The sequence below is a fragment of the Micromonospora sp. NPDC049171 genome (genome assembly GCF_040648275.1).
Classification (GTDB): domain Bacteria; phylum Actinomycetota; class Actinomycetes; order Mycobacteriales; family Micromonosporaceae; genus Micromonospora.
The window spans coordinates 1-16,012 of record NZ_JBEZDJ010000015.1 but is presented as its reverse complement, the minus strand read 5'-3'; the positions used below and the strand labels follow the sequence as shown (position 1 = coordinate 16,012).

At 73.4% G+C, this 16,012-nt stretch carries 7 protein-coding genes and 1 pseudogene; 7 read left to right on the top strand and 1 reads right to left on the bottom strand.

Going from position 1 to position 16,012, the window contains the following annotated elements; genetic code table 11:
• The first annotated feature begins 96 nt into the window (after positions 1-96).
• From gltB to AB0B14_RS19605, 4 genes are all read left to right on the top strand, one after another.
• A complete protein-coding gene (gltB, locus tag AB0B14_RS19620; protein WP_357523519.1) occupies positions 97-4,788 on the top strand; it encodes a glutamate synthase large subunit in 4,692 nt (1,563 codons plus the stop codon).
• On the top strand, positions 4,781-6,316 hold the full coding sequence (locus AB0B14_RS19615; protein ID WP_357069643.1) for a glutamate synthase subunit beta: 1,536 nt from the start codon (positions 4,781-4,783) through the stop codon (positions 6,314-6,316). The genes gltB and AB0B14_RS19615 overlap by 8 nt, the downstream gene beginning before the upstream one ends.
• Before the next feature lie 168 nt (positions 6,317-6,484).
• Positions 6,485-7,870 carry an MFS transporter gene (locus AB0B14_RS19610; protein ID WP_357523415.1) on the top strand — a complete coding sequence of 462 codons (1,386 nt, stop codon included), beginning with the start codon at positions 6,485-6,487 and terminating at the stop codon, positions 7,868-7,870.
• A 69-nt stretch (positions 7,871-7,939) separates the two neighbouring features.
• Positions 7,940-8,437 carry a hypothetical protein gene (locus AB0B14_RS19605; protein ID WP_357069647.1) on the top strand — a complete coding sequence of 166 codons (498 nt, stop codon included), beginning with the start codon at positions 7,940-7,942 and terminating at the stop codon, positions 8,435-8,437.
• 111 nt (positions 8,438-8,548) lie between these two features.
• Here the strand turns inward: AB0B14_RS19605 and AB0B14_RS19600 are convergent, their stop codons facing one another.
• The gene (locus tag AB0B14_RS19600; protein WP_357523413.1) at positions 8,549-10,084 is read right to left on the bottom strand and encodes a M1 family metallopeptidase; all 1,536 of its coding nucleotides are present in this window, start codon (positions 10,082-10,084) and stop codon (positions 8,549-8,551) included.
• A gap of 145 nt (positions 10,085-10,229) precedes the next feature.
• Here AB0B14_RS19600 and AB0B14_RS19595 point away from each other — a divergent pair, with 145 nt between their 5' ends.
• The 3 genes and pseudogenes from AB0B14_RS19595 to AB0B14_RS19585 all read left to right on the top strand — a co-directional run.
• Complete coding sequence (locus tag AB0B14_RS19595) at positions 10,230-12,980, top strand: hypothetical protein (RefSeq protein WP_357523412.1); 2,751 nt, start codon at positions 10,230-10,232, stop codon at positions 12,978-12,980.
• A gap of 91 nt (positions 12,981-13,071) precedes the next feature.
• Positions 13,072-15,627 (top strand): FtsK/SpoIIIE domain-containing protein, encoded by a 2,556-nt coding sequence (locus AB0B14_RS19590; protein ID WP_357523410.1) that lies wholly within the window; start codon positions 13,072-13,074, stop codon positions 15,625-15,627.
• Between the two features lie 2 nt (positions 15,628-15,629).
• Positions 15,630-16,012: pseudogene (locus AB0B14_RS19585) on the top strand (hypothetical protein); the annotation flags it as partial.

The window sequence follows — 16,012 nt, the reverse complement described above, 5'->3', positions numbered from 1 at the left end:
CTAACGTAGACTCAATAGACCCACGGGCCGACGTCGTCCCCTGCATGATCAACCTGAGTGACGACAGGAGGCCCGGTGGCTCAGCCGTACGCGGAAATGACACAGCCGCACCCGCACAGCCCGCAGGCGTCCCCGACGCCCGGCACCCGCCCGTCCGCCCAGGGCCTCTACGACCCCGGGCAGGAGCACGACGCCTGCGGCGTGGCCTTCGTGGCGGACCTGCACGGTCGCCGTTCACACGCGGTCGTCGCCAACGGGCTCGGCGCGCTCTGCCGCCTGGACCACCGAGGTGCCCGGGGCGCGGAGCCGAACACCGGCGATGGCGCCGGCATCATGATCCAGGTGCCCGACGCGTTCTTGCGCGCGGCGGCCGGCGTCGCGTTACCCCCGGCGGGCGAGTACGCCACCGGGCTGGTCTTCCTGCCCGACGACGACGCCGCCGAGGCGCGTGCCCGGCAGGTCTTCGAGAAGTACGCCCTGGTCGAGGGCGCCGACGTGCTCGGCTGGCGGGATGTGCCGATCGCCCCGGAGGGGCTCGGCGAGACCGCCCTGGCGGCGATGCCCCGGGTCCGGCAGGTCTTCGTGGCCGCGCGCCGGCTTACCGACTCACCCGCCGGCCCGGCCGGCTCCGCGCTGAGCGGCATCGAGCTGGACCGGGTGGCGTTCTGCCTGCGCAAGCAGGCCGAACGCGAGACCGCCGAGCGGGGCGTGCCGGCCTACTTCCCGTCCCTGTCCAGCCGGACGATCGTCTACAAGGGCATGCTCACCCCCGACCAGTTGCCGGCGTTCTACCCGGACCTGCGTGACGAGCGGGTGGACAGCGCGATCGCGCTCGTGCACTCCCGCTTCTCCACCAACACGTTCCCGTCCTGGCCACTGGCGCACCCGTACCGGTTCATCGCCCACAACGGCGAGATCAACACGATCCGCGGCAACCGCAACTGGATGCAGGCCCGCGAGGCGCTGCTGCGTTCGCCGAACGTGCCGGGCAACATCCGGCGGGTCTTCCCGGTCTGCACCCCCGCCGCCTCCGACTCGGCGAACTTCGACGAGGTCCTGGAGCTGCTGCACCTGGCCGGGCGGAGCCTGCCGCACGCGGTGCTCATGATGATCCCCGAGGCCTGGGAGAACGACCCGGGCATGGAGCCGGCCAAGCGGGCCTTCTACCGCTTCCACGCCAGCCTCATGGAGCCGTGGGACGGGCCGGCGTCGGTGGCCTTCACCGACGGCGACATCGTCGGCGCCGTACTGGACCGCAACGGGCTGCGCCCGGGTCGCTGGTGGCAGACCGACGACGGCCTCGTGGTGCTCGGTTCCGAGGCGGGCGTGCTCGACCTCGACCCGGCGCACGTGGTGGCGAAGGGGCGGCTCCAGCCGGGCAAGATGTTCCTGGTCGACACCGTGGCCGGCCGCATCGTGCACGACGAGGAGATCAAGTCCGAGTTGGCCGCCGCGCAGCCGTACGGCGAGTGGCTGCACGCCGGGCTGATCGAGCTGGACGACCTGCCGGCCCGCGAGCACACCGTCTACACCCACGACTCGGTGCGCCGCCGGCAGCAGACCTTCGGGTACACCCAGGAGGAGCTCAAGATCCTGCTCGCGCCGATGGCCCGTACCGGCGCCGAGCCGCTCGGCTCGATGGGCACGGACACTCCGATCTCGCCGCTGTCCACCCGGCCGCGGCTGCTCTACGACTACTTCCACCAGCTCTTCGCCCAGGTCACCAACCCGCCGCTGGACGCCATCCGCGAGGAGTTGGTGACCAGCCTGGCGTCCACGATCGGGCCGGAGGGCAACCTGCTCGACCCGGGCGCGGCGAGCTGTCGGCAGATCGTGCTGCCGCACCCGATCATCGACAACGACGAGCTGGCGAAGATCCTCTCCATCGACGAGGACGGCGACCTGCCCGGCTTCAAGGCGGTCCGGGTGTCCGGCCTGTACCGCATCCGAGAGGGCGCCGCCGGGATCAGGGCGCGGCTGACCGAGATCTGCCGGCACGTCTCCGAGGCGATCGAGGACGGCGTCCGCATCCTGGTGCTCTCCGACCGGGACTCCAACGCCGACCTGGCGCCGATCCCGTCGCTGCTGCTCACCGCCGCCGTGCACCAGCACCTCGTGCGGGAGCAGACCCGCACCCAGGCGGCGCTGATCGTCGAGTCCGGCGACTGCCGGGAGGTGCACCACGCGGCGGTGCTGATCGGCTACGGCGCGGCGGCGGTCAACCCGTACCTGGCGTTCGAGTCGGTCGAAGACATGATCCACACTGGCGCGCTGGCCGGTGTGGAGCCCGCCGCGGCGGTACGCAACTACGCGAAGGCGCTCGGCAAGGGCGTCCTGAAGATCATGTCGAAGATGGGCATCTCGACGGTCTCCTCGTACTGCGGGGCCCAGGTCTTCGAGGCGGTCGGCCTGGACGGCCGGCTGATCGACCGCTACTTCCGGGGTACGCCCAGCCGCATCGGCGGTGTGGGTCTCGCGGGCGTGCACACCGAGGTGGCGGCACGGCACGCGCTGGCCTGGCCGCCGGCGGGCACCGCCGACTCCGACCGCCTCGAGGTCGGCGGCGAGTACCAGTGGCGCCGCGAGGGTGAGTTGCACCTGTTCAACCCGGAGACGGTCTTCCTGCTCCAGCACGCCACCCGCAGCCGGCAGTACGACGTGTTCCGGCAGTACACCGCCAAGGTCGACGCGCTCGCCGCGCAGGCCGGCTCGCTGCGGGGGCTGTTCACGCTGCGCACCGGGGTTCGTCCGGCGGTTGCTCTCGACGAGGTCGAGCCGGCCTCCGAGATCGTGAAGCGGTTCGCCACCGGCGCCATGTCGTACGGGTCGATCTCCGCCGAGGCGCACGAGACCCTCGCCATCGCCATGAACCGGCTCGGCGGCAAGTCCAACACCGGTGAGGGTGGCGAGGACGTCGAGCGGCTGCACGACCCGACCCGCCGTTCGGCGGTCAAGCAGATCGCCAGCGGCCGGTTCGGCGTGACAAGCGAATACCTGGTCAACGCCGACGACCTCCAGATCAAGATGGCGCAGGGCGCCAAGCCCGGTGAGGGCGGTCAGCTGCCCGGCAACAAGGTCTGGCCGTGGATCGCCCGTACCCGGCACGCCACGCCCGGCGTGGGCCTGATCTCCCCGCCACCGCACCACGACATCTACTCCATCGAGGACCTGGCCCAGCTCGTCCACGACCTGAAGTGCGTCAACCCGGCCGCCCGGGTGCACGTCAAGCTGGTCAGTGAGGTCGGCGTCGGCACTGTCGCGGCCGGTGTCGCGAAGCTGAAGGCCGACGTCATCCTCATCTCCGGCCACGACGGCGGCACGGGCGCGTCCCCGATGAACTCGCTCAAGCACGCCGGCACCCCGTGGGAGCTGGGGCTGGCCGAGGCCCAGCAGACGTTGCTGCTCAACAAGCTGCGCGACCGGGTCACCGTGCAGGTCGACGGTCAGCTCAAGACCGGCCGCGACGTGCTGGTCGCGGCGCTGCTCGGCGCGGAGGAGTTCGGCTTCGCGACCGCGCCGCTGATCGTCGAGGGCTGCGTGATGATGCGGGTGTGCCACCTGGACACCTGCCCGGTCGGCATCGCCACCCAGAACCCGGTGCTGCGGGAGCGCTTCACCGGCAAGCCGGAGTTCGTGGAGAACTTCTTCCTGTTCCTCGCCGAGGAGGTCCGGGGTTACCTGGCCGAGTTGGGCTTCCGGTCCATCGAGGAGGCGATCGGGCAGTCCGAGCTGCTCGACGTGGCCCCGGCGCTGACGCACTGGAAGGCACACGGCCTGGACCTGGCGCCCGTGCTGCACCTGCCGGAGCTGCCCGCCGGTACGGCCCGGCGCGGCGTCCGCGCGCAGGATCACGGCCTGGACCAGGCACTGGACAACGAGCTGATCGCGCTGGCCCGTCCCGCGCTCGACGAGGGTGCGCCGGTGCGGGTCGAGGTGGCGGTGCGCAACGAGCACCGCAGCGTCGGCGCGATGCTCGGCGGCGAGGTGACCCGTCGTTTCGGCGGTGCCGGCCTTCCGGACGACACCATCGAGTTCGTGCTGCACGGCACGGCGGGGCAGTCCTTCGGCGCGTTCCTGCCGCGCGGGGTGACCCTGCGGCTGCACGGCGACGCCAACGACTACGTGGGCAAGGGCCTCTCCGGCGGGCGGCTCGTCGTCCGTCCGGACGCCGCCGCGCCGTTCCTCGACCCGGACGCCGAGCCCGGCAGGCGCGCGGAGGACCAGATCATCGCCGGCAACACCATCCTGTACGGGGCCACCGCCGGCGAGGTCTTCCTGCGCGGGCGGGTGGGGGAGCGGTTCGCGGTGCGCAACTCCGGCGCGGTCGCGGTGGTCGAGGGTGTCGGCGACCACGGCTGCGAGTACATGACCGGTGGCACGGTGGTGGTGCTCGGCGCGACCGGCCGTAACTTCGCCGCCGGCATGTCCGGCGGTACGGCGTTCGTGCACCACCTGGACCACTCCCGCGTCAACGCGGAGCTGGTCGACCTGGCGCCGCTGAGCGAGCAGGAGCAGACGCTGCTACACGAGCTGGTCCAGCGGCACGTGGCCGAGACCGGCTCGGCGGTCGCCGAGGAGCTGCTCAAGCGGTGGCCGGAGGCGGTCACCGAGTTCACCACGGTGGTCCCCCGCGACTACCGCCGGGTTATGGAGATCATGCGGGCCGCCGAAGCCGCCGGCCGCGACGTCGACGACGCGGTCATGAAAGAACTGACCGCACCCGCTGTGCCGGCGATGCCGGTGCCGCCCGCCCCGCGGGTGGCGGCCCAGGAGGTGGCACGTGCCTGACCCGAACGGTTTCCTGCGCTACGACCGGCGACTGCCGGCCCGCCGCCCGGTGCCGGTGCGGATCAGCGACTGGCGGGAGGTGTACCCACCGGCCGGCGAGGAACTGGTCCGTGAGCAGGCCACCCGCTGCATGGACTGCGGCATCCCGTTCTGCCACGACGGTTGTCCGCTGGGCAACCGCATCCCGGACTGGAACGACCTGGTGCGCACCGGCAACTGGGACGCGGCGGTGGAGTCGCTGCACGCCACCAACAACTTCCCGGAGTTCACCGGCCGGCTCTGCCCGGCGCCCTGCGAGGCGGCCTGCGTGTTGGGCATCTCCGGTGGCCAGCCGGTGACCATCAAGCAGGTCGAGGTGGAGATCGCCGACGCCGCCGCGGCGCGTGGGTTCACCCCTGCGCCGGTGCCGGCGCCGTCCGGCCGGTCGGTCGCCGTGGTCGGCTCCGGGCCCGCCGGTCTGGCCGCCGCCCAGCAACTGGCCCGCGCCGGTCACGCGGTGACGGTGTACGAGCGCGACGACGCGATCGGTGGCCTGCTCCGGTACGGCATCCCCGACTTCAAGTTGGAGAAGCGGCACATCGACGCCCGGTTGGCCCAGCTCACCGCCGAGGGGGTGCGCTTCCGCACCGGTGTGAACGTCGGGGTGGACGTCACCGCCGAGCAGTTGCGTGCCGAGCACGACGCGGTGTTGCTGGCCTGCGGCGCGTTGCAGGGCCGGGACACTCCGGAGACTCCGGGGCGGCCGCTTCGGGGCGTACACCAGGCAATGGCGCACCTGGTCGCGGCCAATCGCGCGGTCGCCACCGGGGCCAGCGACGAGCCCGGGGTCGCGGTGACCGGCGAGGGCCGGGCGGGGCGCGCGGTGTTGCCGGACGGCACGCCGATCGACGCGGCCGGCAAGCACGTGGTGATCATCGGTGGCGGTGACACGGCGGCCGACTGCCTCGGCGTGGCGCACCGGCAGGGCGCGGCCGGCGTGCACCAACTCGACCTGTACCCGCAGCCGCCCCGGGAGCGCGACGAGGCACGGGACCCGTGGCCGACCTGGCCGTGGATCCTGCGCAGCTACCCGGCGCACGAGGAGGGCGGCGAGCGGGTGTTCGCCGTCGCGGTGCAGGAGTTCGTGGACGACGGCACCGGCCAGGTGCGGGCGGTGCGGATCGCCGAGGTGACGGTGGAGAAGCGCGACGGCCGGCGGGTCGTCACCGTCGTGCCCGGTTCCGAGCGGGAGCTGCCGGCCGATCTGGTGCTGCTGGCGATCGGCTTCGAGGGCACCGAGCAGCAGCCGCTGCTGGCCCAGTTCGGCGTGACCCGTAACCCGCGGGGTGCCATCGACGCCCGCGACGACTGGCAGACCGACGCCGACGGGGTGTTCGTGGCCGGTGACATGCACCGGGGCGCCTCGCTGATCGTCTGGGCCATCGCCGAGGGTCGTGCGGCGGCCGCCGCCATCCACGGTTACCTGGGTGGTGTCGGTGCGTTGCCGGCCCCGGTCGGCTCGGCCGCGCAGGCCCTCGCCGTTCGCTGACGTCGGGGCGTCCGGCCGGTACGGCAGTTTGCTGCCGGACCGGCCGGACATTCCCGCCGGTGAGTCCACTCACAAATATGGGCAAAAAGGTTTAAGCCGGCAAGACTTGTCGGCTGCCGAACCGCGCCGCGATCGGCCTGATCATCTGCCGATCGCTGGAGGTTCGTCGTGGCCACGGGTGCCACCTTCGCCGCGCTGCGCCACCGTAACTACCGGATCTGGGTGCTCGCCGGCTTCGTCTCCGTCATCGGCACCTGGATGCAGGTCCTCGGGGTCAACTGGTACGTCCTGCGGGAGACCGGCTCCGCGACGTCCATGGGCTTCGCGGTGCTGCTCCAGGCGGCGCCCACGCTGCTGCTCAGCGTCTGGGGCGGTGTGCTGGCCGACCGCCTGCCCGCCCGCCCGCTGCTGATCGCCGCCCAGGTGGCCCACGCGACGCTCGCCGCCGGACTGGCGGCGGTCGCCCTGACCGGGGTCGGCGGTCTGCCGCTGATCTTCGCGATCTCCCTGGCCACCGGTGCCGTCTCGGCGATCGAGGGCCCGGTGATGGGGCGCTGGGCCGCCACCCTCGTCGACCGGGAGACGCTGGGCAACGCCCTGGCGCTCGGGTCGCTCACCAACTCCGCCGGGCGCATCCTCGGCATGAGCCTCGGTGCCGTGGCGGTGGCCGCCGTCGGGCCCGCCCTGCTGTTCGGGATCAACGCGGCCAGCTTCGCCGCCGTGGTGGTGGCGCTGTTCGCCGTACGCCCGGGAGCCGTGCCCGGCCTCGCGGTCCCGGACGGCGGTCGGACCCACGACGGCGTCCGGGCCGGCTTCGCCTACCTGCGGGGGCAGCCGGTGCTGCTGCTCGCGCTCGCCCTGTCGTTCGTGCTCGGCAGCCTGGGCCGCAACTACCAGGTGACGATGGCCGCCATGAGCGACGGGCCGTTGCACGCCGGCGCGTCCGGCTACGGCGTCCTGTCGACCGTGTTCGCGGTCGGAACCGTCGTGGGCGCGCTCGTCGCGGCCCGCCGGCGTTCCCTGGACTACCGGACCCTGGTCACCGCCGGTCTGCTCGCCAGCGGGCTACAGATCGTCGCCGGCCTCGCACCGGGCACCTGGAGCTTCGCGGCGATGATCCTGCCGATCGCCGCCGCCGCGGTGGTCATCGACACCACCGTCGGCACCCGCGCCCAACTCGACACCGACGGCGCGATGCGGGGCCGGGTGCTCGCCGCGCTGGCGGTCACCGGGTCGGTCTCGGCCGCGGTCGGTGCGCCGCTGCTCGGCTGGCTCGCCGAACACGCCGGGCCGCGCCAGACGCTCGTGCTCGCCGGCTCCACCGCCGCGATCGCCACGGTGGCGGCGGCCGTCGCTCTGGACCGCCAGCGCGCCCGCGCGGCCCTCGCGCTCGTCGCGCCACGGCCACGTCATCCGGTACGACGGGTGGCGTGGAGGGCGGCCCGGCTCGTCCGGCCCGCCGGGGCGGTCTGCGTCATCGCGCCCGCCGGGGTGGGGCTGGGCCCGTCCCGGCTCGGGGAGTTGGCCGCGGTCGGGCCGGCGGCAGGCCGCTGAGACAGCTGTCACCCCGGCCAGCCGGCCTGCGGGACCGACCGCCGCGAAGATCATCGTTACGCTGCGGCCATGAACATCGAGGAGCGGCTGCGGTGGACCCGCCGGTGGCTGTGGATCGTGCTGATCGGGCTCTTCCTGAGCGGTGCCACCGCGTTTCCGCTGGAGATCGAGGTGCGTTGGCTCCTGCGCGTACTGGACCCGCTCTCCGGCCAACTCCCCGCCCTGGTCGACTGGATCGAGCGGGTGCACACCGGGCTGGTGACGGCCGGCGAGGACTACCCGTTCCTGCTCTACGGCACCGACTGGTTGGCCTTCGCGCACCTGGTGCTGGCGGTGGCGTTCTGGGGGCCGCTGCGCGACCCGGTGCGCAACGTCTGGGTCGTGCAGGTCGGCATGATCGCCTGCGTGGGCATCGTGCCACTGGCGGTGATCTGTGGCCCGATCCGGGACATCCCCTGGTTCTGGACGCTCATCGACCTGTCCTTCGCGGTCGGTGCGTTCCCGCCGCTCTGGTTCGCCTACCGGCACATCCGCGCCATCGAGGCGAGCGCGGCCCCCACCCCCTGAGCCCTACCCGTCCTGCCGCGTCGATCATGAAGTTGTGGTGGGCAGAAGGTCCACCAGTGCCCGATATGCCAGGCACCACAACTCCATGATCGACGGTGGGGCGGGTGGGTCCTAGTGCGACAGCAGCTCGTGGGACTCGCGGATCTTGGCCCAGGACTTCGGCTGGGTCGGCGCGGCGGTGGCCTTGCGTGCGGTGGTGGCCACGTCGGGGCGGCCGGCGGTGAACAGCCAGGTGGTGAACAGGTCGTCCAGGTCCAGCCCGGAGATCCGTTCGGCCAGGGCCTGGAACTGCTCGATGGTGCCGTTGCCGTGCCGGTGCTCGGCGGTCCAGGCCGGCAGGATCTCGAAGAACGCGTCGTCGCCGACGGCCAGCCGCAGCTGGTGCAGGGTCATCGCGCCCCGGTCGTAGACGGCATCGTCGAAGATCCGTGCCGCGCCCGGGTCACCGGGCAGCACCTGCCAGAACTCGCTGTCGGCCGGATAGCTGGCGTAGGCGAAGTCGAACACCTCCTGCGCGGTGCCCTCGCCCTGTTCCTCCGACCAGAGCCACTCGGCGTACGACGCGAAACCCTCGTTGAGCCAGATGTTGCGCCACTCGGCCACCGAGACCGAGTCGCCGAACCACTGGTGGGCGTTCTCGTGTGCCACCACGTAGGTGTTGGCGCCGCGCCGCCAGAAGCCCGGCCCGTACACCGGTCGGGTCTGCGTCTCCAGCGCGAAGCCGATGCCGTCGACCGGGCCGGCCACGCCGCCCTGTGCCTCGAACGGGTACGGGCCGAAGATCCCGCTCTCCCAGTCGACGATCTCGGCGGTCCGCTCGATGCTGGCCCGCGCCGCCGGCCCGAGCGCACCCAGCGAGGTGCTGTACGCGTTGACCACCGGCTGGCCGCTCGGCGTGGTGTCGGTGACGATGTCGTACTGGCCGATGGCCATGAAGGCCAGATAGGGGGCGGTGGGGGAGGTGGTGCGCCAGATCCACCGGGTGCGGTTGCCGGCCTCGGCCGCCGGTGGCCTCGGCTGCACACCGTTGCTGATCACCTCGACACCGGTGGGCACCGACACCGAGATGTCGAAGGTGGCCTTGTCCAGTGGGTGGTCGTTGCTCGGGAACCACCACCACGCCGACTCGGGTTCGTTGACCGCGAGCGCCCCGTCATCCGTGCGGGTCCAGCCGGTGTAGTCGTCGACAAGGGTCTCCGACGGGATGCCGGCGTAGCGCACCACGACGGTGAGCTGCTGGCCCCGGGTGATCGTGCGGGCCGGGGTGACCACCAGCTCGTGCACACCCGTGGTGCTGGTGCTCGCCGCCCACCCGTTGACCCGCACCGACTCCACGTCGAGCAGGAAGTCCAGATTGAACGCCGAGAGGTCCTGGGTGGCGGTGGCGAGAATGGTGGCGGTGCCGCTGAGCTGGTCGGTCGCCGGGTCGTAGCGCAGCCGGACGTCGTAGTGCTCGACGTCGTAGCCACCGTTGCCGTAGTCCGGGAAGTAGGTGTCGCCCAGGCCGGCCGCGCCGGGTTGCGGCGCGACGGTGACGACGGGCCGGCCCCAGCCGGTCGGAGCGGCCTGGCCGGGGGTGCCGGCGAGCAGGGTGCCGGCGGTGGTGAGGGTCAGGGCGGCGGTGGCCGCCGTGAACATTCGTCGCACGGGGTGGACTCCCTCCATCGGGTGTTCGCCACGTCAACCTAATCGACAACGATGAGCGTCGCCGGCCCGCCACACCCATGGTCGGTCGTCGCCCTCTGGTGTGCCTTGCGCCGCAAGGTCACACTGTGTGGATCGGAGGTGACGCGTGCCGCGATCCGAGGTGCCCAAACGGGAGTTGATCGGCCAGCGACAGTCGCCCGGGGGTCGGGACCGGCTGCCGCCCGGCGGGCTGGAGTTCTTCGCGCTGCTCGCCCGGCTGCTGCGGCGACCCCGCCGTGGCGACCGGCGACTGCCGCTGCTCTGGCTGGTCCGCCCCGAGACCCAGATCCGCTCCGACACCCTGGCCCGCTCCGACACCCTGGTCCGCGCCGACACCTCGGATCTGATGGTGCCGCTGCGCCGGTTCCTCGGCCAGGGGCCCCGGCGGCGGGTGCCGCACGCCGTGCTGGACGCCGACGTGCCGCCGGGTGCCGGGGACGTACCGGCGCTGCTACGCGAGCTGCACCGGCAGCTCTCCCTGGAGGCGTTCGGTGCCGCGCGGCTGCGCTTCCGGCACTACCCGCTCGCCGACTGGCTGATGCACCAGAGCCTCACCTTCGGCGTCGACGCCGACGACAGCCGGGCGGCCCTGGTACGCCGGCTGCGCGACCGTCGCGGCCCGCGTACCCCGGAGGCGTTGCCCTCCGGTGGTGACGCGGTCAGCATCGTCTCGCAGGTGCTGCTCTGGCTGGTCCGCCGTGCCGTGCCGAGCGTGGTCTTCCGGGCCGCCGTCTCCGGCCGGGTGCCGGTGCTCGGGCGGCACTACACCTGGTTCATGCGCCAGCAGTACCTCGCGCCCCGGCAGTCGGTCACGTTCCTCGGTTTCGCCGAGCGCCTCACCGCCGGGTGGCGCGACGGCGAGCAACCCGACCAGGTCAACAAGCTGCTGCTGCACGCGTTCCTGGAGGACCTGCGGCAGGCGTACCGGCGTCGGCCCTGGCGGCCCTCGGACTGGCGGCGTACCGCGTACCCGGCGCTGCTGCTCGATCACGTCGCCCCCGGCAACGTCGGCGGCGAAATGGTCCGCCTGATCGGCGACGTCCGCACCGAGACCGGCCGCAACGACCCGCTGCTCATCGTCGTGTCCGGCGGGCAACCCCCACCGGAGCTGCCCGAACCGCACCCGCTGACCGAGGCCGACGAGGCGTACGACGAGTGGGCCGAGGCGCTGCCGGAGATGCGGCGGCTGCGCCGCCCCGCCGCCTGGCTGGTGGCGTTGCGGCCCGACGACACCGACACCGGGCCGCCGTCGCGGGGCGGGATGCGACCGTTCTCCGCACCCGACCCGCCCTGGTGGTCGCGGCGCTTCCTGCCGGCCGCGCTCAGCCTGGTGCTGCTGGCCGCGGGTGGCGTGTGGGTGGGCAGCCGGTGGGGCCCCGGCTGCCACCCCTCGCTCACCGGTGGCCGGATCTCGGTCGAGGTTGCCGGCAGCGGCGAGTGCGTCGGCTACAGCGACAACGCGGCACAGGTGTTCAACAACGACCCCGGCCAGGACGGGCTGCGGACGATCCAGCAGCGGATCTTCGCGCAGAACCGGGCCGCCGAGGAGGTCTGGCAGCGCAGCGACCGACGCCGGCCCTTCCTCACCCTGGTCTACCTGGGCACCCTGACCGGCAACCGGACCCGCGCCGACGAGGAGTCGTACGTCTCCGAGCGGGAAGAGTTGGAGGGGATGGCCACCGCCCAGTACGCGTTGCTGAAGGAGTCGGCCGGTGCCGACGGCGCCGCGCTGCTGCGGATCGTGGTGGCCAACGGTGGCCGGCAGATGCGCTACGCCGACCGGGCCGTGGCGATGCTGGCCGAGCTGGCCCGGGACGACCCCACGGTGCTCGGGGTGGTCGGGCTGGTGGAGAGCCGGACCAGCACCGCCCGCGCGTTGCGCGAGCTGAACAAGGTCGGGCTGCCGGTGCTGGCACCCACGCTCTCCGCCGACAAGATCGATGCCAACTCCCGCCTCTACCTGCAGATCTCCGCGCCCAACGCCGACCAGGTGAAGCTCGTCGACGCGTACGCCCAGCAGGTGCTGAAGGTCGACCAGGCGCACGTCTACTACACGACGCTGGAGGGCAGCACGCTCAGCGAGGACCTGTACGTGAACACCCTCGTCGACGGGCTGCGGCAACGGTTCGGCACGCGGATCACCCGCCTGGACAAGTGGAGCACCGGTCAACGGTTGACCGACGAGTGCGGCTACCCGGGTCTGCTCTTCTACGCGGGTCGCTGGTCCGAGTTCGACGGTTTCCTGCGGGCGCTGCGCGAGTGCGGCGCCAACCCGCCCCGACACCTGGTCGCCGACGATTCGGCGAACCGCTACATGGCCAACCCCGGGCTGCGCGCCGCCGCGCCCGGCAACCTGCCGGTCACGTACGTCTCCAAGGCCGCGCTTGCCACCTGCGCGGCGCTGCGGGCGGCGCAGGACCGGCGCGACGACGCCCGGGCCAGCTTCCTGTCCTGGATCCAGGCCGACGACCTGCTCGACCCGCCGCGCTGCCGACCGGGCTCCGAGCAGCAGGTCGGCGAGCGGGTCAGCCTCGCCTACGACGCGTCGATGATGCTCATCCGCGCGGTGGAGAGCCTCGCCGCCCGGCTGCACCACGCCGACCCGCGGCAACGCTGGGAGCCGACGTCGGTCAACCCGGTCGCGGTGCACGCGGAGGTGCTCCGGCAGAACGCCGGGCAGGGCTACCCGGGGGTCGCCGGGCTGATCCGGTTCACCCCCGACTCGGGTGAGCCGGTCGACAAACGGCTCGCCCTGATGCGGGTGGAGCAGGTGCCCGACGTGGCGACGGCGCCGGTGGAGGTGTTCCGCTGTGGGGTGGCCGACGCGTCCACCCCGGCGGCCTGCGGTCCGGCGTGACACGGCCGCACCGGCCCCAGGACTGTCCGGTTGTCGCAGGTGTCCGTTAGGGTTCCTGGGACCAGACGGCCGTTGGCGTTGGGGGCAGAGGTTGGGCAGGCTCGCGTCGGCGTACGAGCAGGCGGTCCGCTCCCACCGAGCGGCCCGGTCGCACCTGGACACCGCCCGCGGCGTGCTCGGCGCGGCGTCGACGACCGTCGCGCCGGCCGGCACCGCCGAGCTGGTGGCCCGCCTCGCCCACCTCGGCGGCACCCTGGCCACTCCCGCGCCGGGTGCCACGCCGCTGACCGACGAGCCGACCGCGGTCCGCATCGGCGCGGCGTCCACCCCGGACGGCGGCTTCCCGGTGCTGGTCCCGCTCGGTGGCGGCCACCACCTGGCGCTGGACGCCGATGTCCGGGACCCGCAGGTCGCCGGGTTGTTGCGGGCGCTGGTGCTGCGGCTGGTCGCCACCGCGCCGCCCGGTCAGGTCCGGGTCGCCGGCATCGACACCGCCGCGGTGGGCGCCACCTTCGGCCCGCTGCGCCCGTTGCTCGACGCCGGGGTGCTGCACCCACCGGCGACCGGCGAGGCGGAGGTGGCCGCGCTGCTGGACTCCGCCGAGCGGCACGCCCGCGCGGCGCAGCACGCCCAGCCGGCCGCCCGGCACCTGCTGGTGGTGGTCGCCACCGCCGCGCCGCCGCCGCGCGAGCTGGCCCGGCTCGCCGCGCTCACCCATGCCGGCCCGGCCGCCGCCGTCTGCGTGCTGCTCGCCGGCCACCCGTCGCGGCTGCCCGGCGCGACCCCGACGCCGCTGGGCGGCACCACCGCGGTCCGGCTCAACCAGGGGTACGCGCACGTCGGCGACCCGCCCGGCACCCCGTTCAGTGTGGACGGCACCGGTCTCGCCGCTCCCGTCCTGCTCGACGGTGATCCGCCGTCGGCGTCGGTACGCGCGCTCGCCGACCACCTGGCCGCCGCCGCCCGCCGCTCCGACGCGCTGCCCTTCACCGACCTGCTGCCCGAGCGGCGCTGGGTCGAGTCCGCCGCCAACGGCCTGCGGACGGTGATCGGCCGGGCCGGCGGCACCGCGCCGACAGTCGCCCTCGACACCCCGCTGACGCTCGCCTTCGACGACGCCACCCCGCACTGGCTGGTCGGTGGGCGCACCGGCGCCGGCAAGACCGTCTTCCTGCTCGACGTCCTCTACGGGTTGGCCGCCCGCTACTCTCCGGCCGAGTTGCAGCTCTACCTGCTCGACTTCAAGGAGGGCGTGAGCTTCACCGAGTTCGTGCCCACCAGTCGCGACCCGTCCTGGCTGCCCCACGCCCGCGCCGTCGGCATCGAGTCCGATCGCGAGTACGGTCTCGCCGTCCTGCGCGAGCTACGCCGGGAGGCGCAACGCCGGGCCACCGCGCTGAAGCGTCACGGCGTCACCAAACTCGCCGACCTGCCCCGGGACAATCCGCTGCCGCGCGTCGTGGCGGTCATCGACGAGTTCCACGTGTTGCTCGCCGGCAACGACGCGTTGGCCCGCGAATCCGTCGACCTGCTGGAGGAGCTGGCCCGCAAGGGCCGCTCGTACGGCATCCACCTGGTGCTGGCCAGCCAGAGCATGACCGGCATCGAGGCCCTCTACGGGCGGGCCGAGGCGATCTTCGGTCAGTTCGCGTTGCGGGTGGCACTGCCCGGCGGTGGCGGCGTGCTCGACCAGCTCAACACCGCCGCCGCGGCCCTGCCGATCGGCTCCGCCGTGGTCAACACCGCCGCCGGTGCGGTCGGCGCCGACACGGTGCTGCGCTTCCCCGACGCGCACGCCGCGGCGGCGGACCTCGCAGCGCTGCGCCACGAGCTGTGGCAGGCCCGCCCGCCGGGCTCGCGGGCACCGGCGGTCTTCAAGGGGTACGAAGCCGCGCGGGTCGAGGACGACCCCACCTTCGCCGGGCTGCGCCCCGGTGGCCGGCGTCCGATGGCCCTGGTCGGCCGGACTGTCGACGTGCACGGCACCACCGCGCTGTTCCTGATGGACGCCACCCCCGGCCGGCACCTCGCCGTGGTGGGCACCGCACCGGCCGGCGCGGACGTGCTGCGCGCCGCGACGCTCAGCCTGGCCCGCCAACACACCCCCGGCGACGTCCGGTTCCAGCTCGCCGCCCTGGTCACCGCCGCGGCCGGGGTCGCCGACGACACCGAAACCGCCCTGCGGGCCGCCGGCCACGAGGTGCGGCGCCTCGACGCCGCCGGGCTGCGCGAGCGCGTCGCCACGCTGGCCGCCGAGCCCACCGGTCGGGAATACCTTGTCGTGTTCGGCATGGACGCCGCCGCGCCGGTCCTCGGGGCCACCGACCCGGGCACCTTCCGCTCCGGCCTGGACGACCTGCGCACCCTGCTGCGCCAGGGCCCCGGGCAGGGGGTGCACCTGCTCGGCTGGTGGCGTGGGCTGCGCCGGCTCGCCGACGACCTCGGCGGCACCCAGAACCGCGACGACGTCGCCTGCCTGGTGGCGCTCAACGTGCCCGGCAGCGAGCTGGCCCTGCACCTCGGGACACACGACCTGGCCTACACGCCCCGCGCCGACCGGGCGCTGCTGATCGACCGGCACGACCAGCGCACCCGGCTGATCGTCCCGTTCGTCGGCGAAGAGCACGAGCCGGACGGGGAGCGGTGACAGTGTCCTTCGAGGAGTACGCGGCGCTGGCCCGACAGCTCGCCGAGCAACGCCGCACCGGCGAACAGCACGCCGCCGCCGAGTCCGAGCGCCGCCGTGACCTGCACGCCGCCGTCGATTACCTACACCAGCGGCTGACCGCCCAGGGGCACCGGCTCGACCAGCTCGGCCGAGCCATCGGCATCGACCAGCCGCCCGCCGGCCCCGTCCCAGGTTCCGCGAGTCCGAGCGAGACCGCCGCCTGGCCCGGCCCACCGTCCGGCTCGGGCTCGGCGTCGGCGTCCGGCTCCGGTCCGGCCTCCGCTGGCGGGCCCGCCCGTTCCAGCGCGGCTGGCTCTGGCTCGGCCTCCGCTACCGGGGCTTCGACGGCACCCGGAACCGGGGA

Bases quoted from the DNA above. Each gene is read 5' to 3' on its own strand.
- gltB (WP_357523519.1), top strand. From the start codon at position 97: ATGACACAGCCGCACCCGCACAGCCCGCAGGCGTCCCCGACGCCCGGC.
- AB0B14_RS19605 (WP_357069647.1), top strand. From the start codon at position 7,940: ATGAACATCGAGGAGCGGCTGCGGTGGACCCGCCGGTGGCTGTGGATC.